The 5,297-nt window shown below is 48.4% G+C and carries 4 protein-coding genes; 3 read left to right on the top strand and 1 reads right to left on the bottom strand.

Annotated elements, in window-relative coordinates:
* From ACESLU_RS11265 to ACESLU_RS11255, 3 genes are all read left to right on the top strand, one after another.
* Positions 1-899 (top strand): nicotinamide-nucleotide amidohydrolase family protein (locus ACESLU_RS11265; RefSeq protein ID WP_372638748.1); only part of this gene is annotated, 899 nt, incomplete at its 5' end.
* The gene (locus ACESLU_RS11260; RefSeq protein ID WP_372638747.1) at positions 896-2,962 is read left to right on the top strand and encodes a hypothetical protein; all 2,067 of its coding nucleotides are present in this window, start codon (positions 896-898) and stop codon (positions 2,960-2,962) included. The genes ACESLU_RS11265 and ACESLU_RS11260, both read left to right, overlap by 4 nt.
* A gap of 11 nt (positions 2,963-2,973) precedes the next feature.
* On the top strand, positions 2,974-3,858 hold the full coding sequence (locus tag ACESLU_RS11255; RefSeq protein WP_372638746.1) for a cell division protein FtsX: 885 nt from the start codon (positions 2,974-2,976) through the stop codon (positions 3,856-3,858).
* Positions 3,859-4,023: 165 nt separating this feature from the next.
* Here ACESLU_RS11255 and ACESLU_RS11250 read toward each other — a convergent pair whose 3' ends face one another.
* The gene (locus ACESLU_RS11250) at positions 4,024-4,788 is read right to left on the bottom strand and encodes an NYN domain-containing protein (RefSeq protein ID WP_372638745.1); all 765 of its coding nucleotides are present in this window, start codon (positions 4,786-4,788) and stop codon (positions 4,024-4,026) included.
* Positions 4,789-5,297 lie beyond the last annotated feature (509 nt).

The raw sequence follows: 5,297 nt of genomic DNA, 5'->3' as shown, positions 1-5,297 counted from the left end.
CGCAGGGGACGGCACCGGGGTTGTGGTTCGAGCGGGAGGGGAAGGTGCTCGCTGTATTGCCCGGCGTGCCTTATGAGATGAAACATCTGGTCAACACCTACATATTGCCAAGACTCAGGAAAAAGTTGTTAGGTACCGACGTTCGAAAATCTTATTACCTGCTCACTTCCGGCATCGGAGAAAGTACGCTCAGCGACGAGGTCATCGGTAAGCTGGATTCCTATTTGAATGCCGATATCGGTGTAGCCTACTTGCCGGGTCCCGAGGGTACGCGCATCCGCATTCGTGCACGGGCCTCCTCAGAAAGCGAGCTGGATCAGCGGCTAACACCGCTTATCGAGCACATCAGGGAAAAGGCGGGAACCTATATTGTGGGTGAGGGTAAGGATTTACGGCTTGCCGAGGCGGTGGGAGCAGTGATCCATCAAGAGAAGATGACCATCGCCCTGGCTGAAAGTTGTACGGGGGGTTCCGTTTCCGATGCACTGACGGACATCCCGGGCAGCAGCCGATATGTAAAGGGGGGCGTCATCGCTTATGACAATGAGGTAAAAATATCACAGCTGGGAGTGTCTGAAGATGCTTTGAATGTGGCCGGTGCTGTCAGCAAGCAGGTGGCATTGCAGATGGCCCGGGGCGTAGCCCGACAGCTGGGTACCGATATAGGTGTTTCAACGACGGGTATTGCCGGACCGGGGGGCGGAACAAAAGAGAAACCGGTTGGGTTGGTCTGGATAGGTTTCTGGAATCAAAATCAGCATTTTGCGCTCCGGGCACAGTTTACCAAGGATCGCCTGGCAAATAAAGAGCGAACGACAGCCGTTGCACTGGAGATGACCCGCCGGGTGGCCTTACATATCGAAGAAATGCCTTATGGACTTAAAAAACAGCCAGCTTGAGATTATCTTTCCTGACATATGTTTTTTTCATAGTGCTGTTATTGGTCCTGTCTGCAAATGCCTGGGCACAGGTTGATCATACGTCTGTAGATTCGGTTACGATAGATACGACTATTTTAAAAACGGTTACTGTTACTGAAGTGGCTGATACGGCGGATACGATCAGCCCGGAAGAAAAAAAACCGCTGATTAAAATAGATCCCTGGGTATTTCACCCTCCTCTCGGAGCAGAGGTCACCGCCAGCGACAGCACATTGCGGTGGCAGATATGGCCGGACTGGACCTACAAACTGAACCGTCAGCCGGGGGTTCTCAGCTACCGGATGGGGACCAGCCTCCGGTCGAATGCCGTGCAGCGGTATGCCCATGAACCGCGACACCAGCAACTGTACTGGGAGGGTATTCCCCTTAATGATCCCGTTTCGGGAATGCTCAACTGGTCGCTTATCCCTCAGCATAAAATAAGCAAATTCTATGGAGAAGATCTGGGGACCCATTACCGTTCGACCTATTACCTGAGGCAGTATTATCTGAATGAACCTCTTTCGAGGCTTATTTACAGTGAAAGCAAGTTTTCGAGCCGTAATCTGGAATTTGAGGTCAGCCACAATTTATCCCAAAGAACGAATATAGAACTCCGATATTGGGATCGAAGGGAGGGGGGAGAATACAACAATTCAGAAGTCATAGGCCGTCAAATTTTTGCAAAAGCCAGCCATCACCTCGACAACCGGCATTTCCTCAAGCTGAATTATGTCAATAATAAGATGGATATTGGTCGCCCTTTCGGCTATTTCTTTCCGGACATGCTGACGTTTGATTTTGATCAGTATAATACGCAGGCCAACGAATCAAGCGGAAATTCAACTGAAATTAACAACCTGCTGGCGCTAAACTTCTACCGGAGAAGTCCGGATTCAACACGGCGGGACGAGCAGAAGCCGGATAACCTGCATGCCAGCCTGTATCATCGAAGCACTCAGCGGATGGTACAATATTCTGCCGATTCCACAGCTTATAATATTGGCTCTGCCGGATTATCTGTCCGCAAATGGTGGTCGAAAGGAATGGCCGAACTGGAAGGAGGCATCAATTACGAATACTTTTTCAACGGAGAGCAAACCGAGCAGGTATTAGCCACCGGTAACTGGGGACTTCTGGAAGCCGAAGGTAAAGCAGCGGTTCAGCTCGCACCCTTTGTGAGCGTAGAAGGAGGGGGGACTGTTCAGTCGCGAAGTGACGGATTTCGGTCCTATCGGATGAACGCTGCTGCGGACTTCAGGATAGGTAAGCTGAACCTCTCAACCGGTTTATCTGCCGGCTCACTGATGCCCACTCCCCAGCAGCTGTACTGGCAGTCCGAGAATTTTGCCGGAAATCCGAACCTTTTGAATGAAGAGATGCAGGAACGGCGGGCCAGGCTTAGCTATGACGTCACCTCGAATTCCCGTATCGGCATTCGACTTCAGCACAAGGATGTCAATAACGGTCTGATGGTAGAGGGAATTGATATATTGACAGACCTGAACAGCTATAATAGCAACAATATTCTGGGGGCGGATAGCCTGTATGCAAACAAAGACAGCTACGCTTCTCAGTCGGCTACGGTCTTTTTTGAATGGGATGCCACCCATTTTGAACTGGACGGTTCCGCCACGCTACACCGGTTTACAAACAGTTTGGTAGAGCCGGAAAATCCCATTCCTATGTCCGCCCGGGAAAGCATATGGCTGAAAGGTGGAGCCTACTGGAAGGGCTACCTGTTTGGACGGGCAACCTATGTCAAAGCGGGACTTTCCGGCATGATTGCTCCCTTTCGGTATCAGGCCGATCACTATTACCCCGAGCTGGATTACTGGCAGCCGGTCAGCAATGATCAGGCCTTGCCGGCGTTCAATCGCCTCGATCTTGATATTTCCGCGCGTGTCCGGTCCATCGTTTTCGTCATGCGCTGGCAAAATATACTTGATGATGTTAGTCAGCTGGGCTACTTTGAGACGGCTGGTTATCCCATGTCGCAACGCAAATTCCTGTTTGGCGTTCGTGCCTTGTTTAGAAACTAAAAAAAATATTTATGAGCTTAGGATATGTGATAAAAGAAGGTATAGCCGGTTTCAGACGCGCACGACTGGCTTCCTTTACCGCTATTTTTTCCCTGTTTGTTGCTATTTTGCTTCTGGGCGTCCTGGCGCGGGTCTCCTACAACGCTTATGAAGTTGCACAATCACTCAAGCAGTCCATCGACATAGAAGTCTTTCTCAACGATCAGGACGACCATGCATTGGAGGACCTGAGGCAAAACCTGGAAGAACAGGAGCTTATTCAGGAAGTGACCTATATATCTCAGGACAGCGCCGCGGCTATTTTTAAAGAAGAATTCGGCACGGGAGCCGCTTCAATGGCTGAGCTTAATTTTTTACCGGCCTCCTTCCGGCTGGTGGTCGAGTCAAATACCGCCATAGACCGGGTTGACAGCCTTGTTACTGAAATAGAAACCTATGAAAACGTGGATGAGGTACGCTTTAATCAGCAACTGCTGCAGATGATGGAGCAGCGTTTTCGCACAGTGGCCATAACGGGCGGGGGACTGGGTATTCTTATTTTATTAGCTTCTCTTATTTTGGTTTTCAATACCATCCGGCTTACCATTTATGCCAAGCGCGATCTTATCAAAGCGATGAAATTGGTTGGGGCGACAAACGGATTCATTCGCCGGCCTTTTGTAGTGGAAGGCATCATTCAGGGCTTTATTGCCGGAGTCTTGGCCGTGAGCGTGATGTTTGTGGTCTTTCATTTTGTACTTCCCGAATATATTCCTCAGTTTGGTATTTTGGCGTGGCCCTTCGGTCGTTGGTATTACCTGAGCGGGGCGATGGTCCTGTTATCCATTTTCATGGGATACTGGGGAAGTCAGTGGGCCGCCCGGAAATTTATTAAGCAGACCTCTATTTCTGAATAGCATTCATGCTTACAGTCAGCCGGGAATTGATTAGAAAACATTCATAAATGTACGTTGATGTAGAAAATCCTTCCGATTGATTCTTGAATTTTATGGAGCAGTCAAATGAAAAAATAGGGCAGACGGCAAGGTAATTAACAGTCGAAAGACCGCTTGTTCTGGTATTCAGGACGATTTGCGTTTGTCTCTTACATAAATGGCGGCAGCATGACCCTGTCCCGTTGAACGTTCCTCAATTTCAAATAGTTGGATGGCTTCTACCAGCTCGCCCAGTTTGCGGTAACCATAGTTTCGGGGATCAAACTCCGGTGACTGTTTGGCAATATAACTGCCCACCTGTCCCAGATGAGCCCAGCCGCTTTCGTCGGAAGAGACCTCAATGGCGTTGCGCACCAGATTCACAAGCTTGGTATCCTGCTTGAGCTCATTGGTCGACATGCGGCGGAAAGTAGACTCTGTATCCGGTTCCTCTTCACTGCGCAACACCTCGGTGTAAATAAATTTGTCGCAGGCGGCGACAAAAGGGTCCGGGGTCTTCTGCTCGCCAAAGCCGTAGACCGTAAGTCCGGATTCACGAATGCGAGCCGCTAATTTTGTAAAGTCGCTATCGCTCGAGACAATACAGAAACCATCAAACCGATCGGTATAAAGCAGATCCATGGCATCAATTATCATGGCACTGTCAGTGGCATTTTTACCGCTGGTATAGCCAAACTGCTGGATGGGCTGTATAGAGAACTGCAATAAATGCTCTTTCCAGCCTCTTAGCCTGTTGGATGTCCAGTCCCCGTATATACGTTTGACATTAGCAGTGCCATATTTTGCGATTTCTGCCAGGAGTCCCTCGATAATGGACGGCTGGGCGTTATCGGCGTCAATAAGTACGGCTAATTTCGTGTTCGAATCAGCATCCATGTATTTGAAAGTCATTAGACGTGAGTTCGAGATAAGAAAAAAAGCTCTGCAAAGAAAAATGTTCCCGCTATGACAAGCGGCCACGCTTATCATAATTGTTTCAAGCGTGGACGCTTAAAACGCCATGCTTTTCTGCTTAATCCATTATTACAAACTCAGGTTCGTTAGGGTACGTTAGTGTGTTTAAAGGGCAAGGTACAAGAAAATGCCTACATTCTCAGCCAAAAACTTGCCATGATTGTAAAAACCCGGTTAAGAAGCGGTATTCACATATCTTGCCACATTTTTGACGGCCCAATAATTACATCCTTAATATTGAGTTAACACTACTCTCCTTTTTTTTAGATATATTTAGGATCTCAAAATTGAGAACAGTACTTTTACTGTTTGCAGATCCTATATAATTTAAGTACAAGATAATGGTTAACAAATATTTGGTTTTGGGTATTTTTTTCGGGCTTCTGTTAACTTCCTGCGGTTCGGGGGGAGACTCTGAAGACCAGCTTTCCGGCGAAATCAGAATC

It is taken from the genome of Fodinibius sp. (assembly GCF_041642155.1).
In the GTDB taxonomy this organism is placed as follows: Bacteria; Bacteroidota; Rhodothermia; order Balneolales; family Balneolaceae; genus Fodinibius.
The sequence above is the reverse complement of the archived record's forward strand: the minus strand, read 5'-3'. Positions and strand labels throughout refer to the sequence as shown.

Coding starts and splice junctions, on each gene's coding strand:
- ACESLU_RS11250 (WP_372638745.1), bottom strand. CDS start 4,788: ATGACTTTCAAATACATGGATGCTGATTCGAACACGAAATTAGCCGTA.
- ACESLU_RS11255 (WP_372638746.1), top strand. CDS start 2,974: ATGAGCTTAGGATATGTGATAAAAGAAGGTATAGCCGGTTTCAGACGC.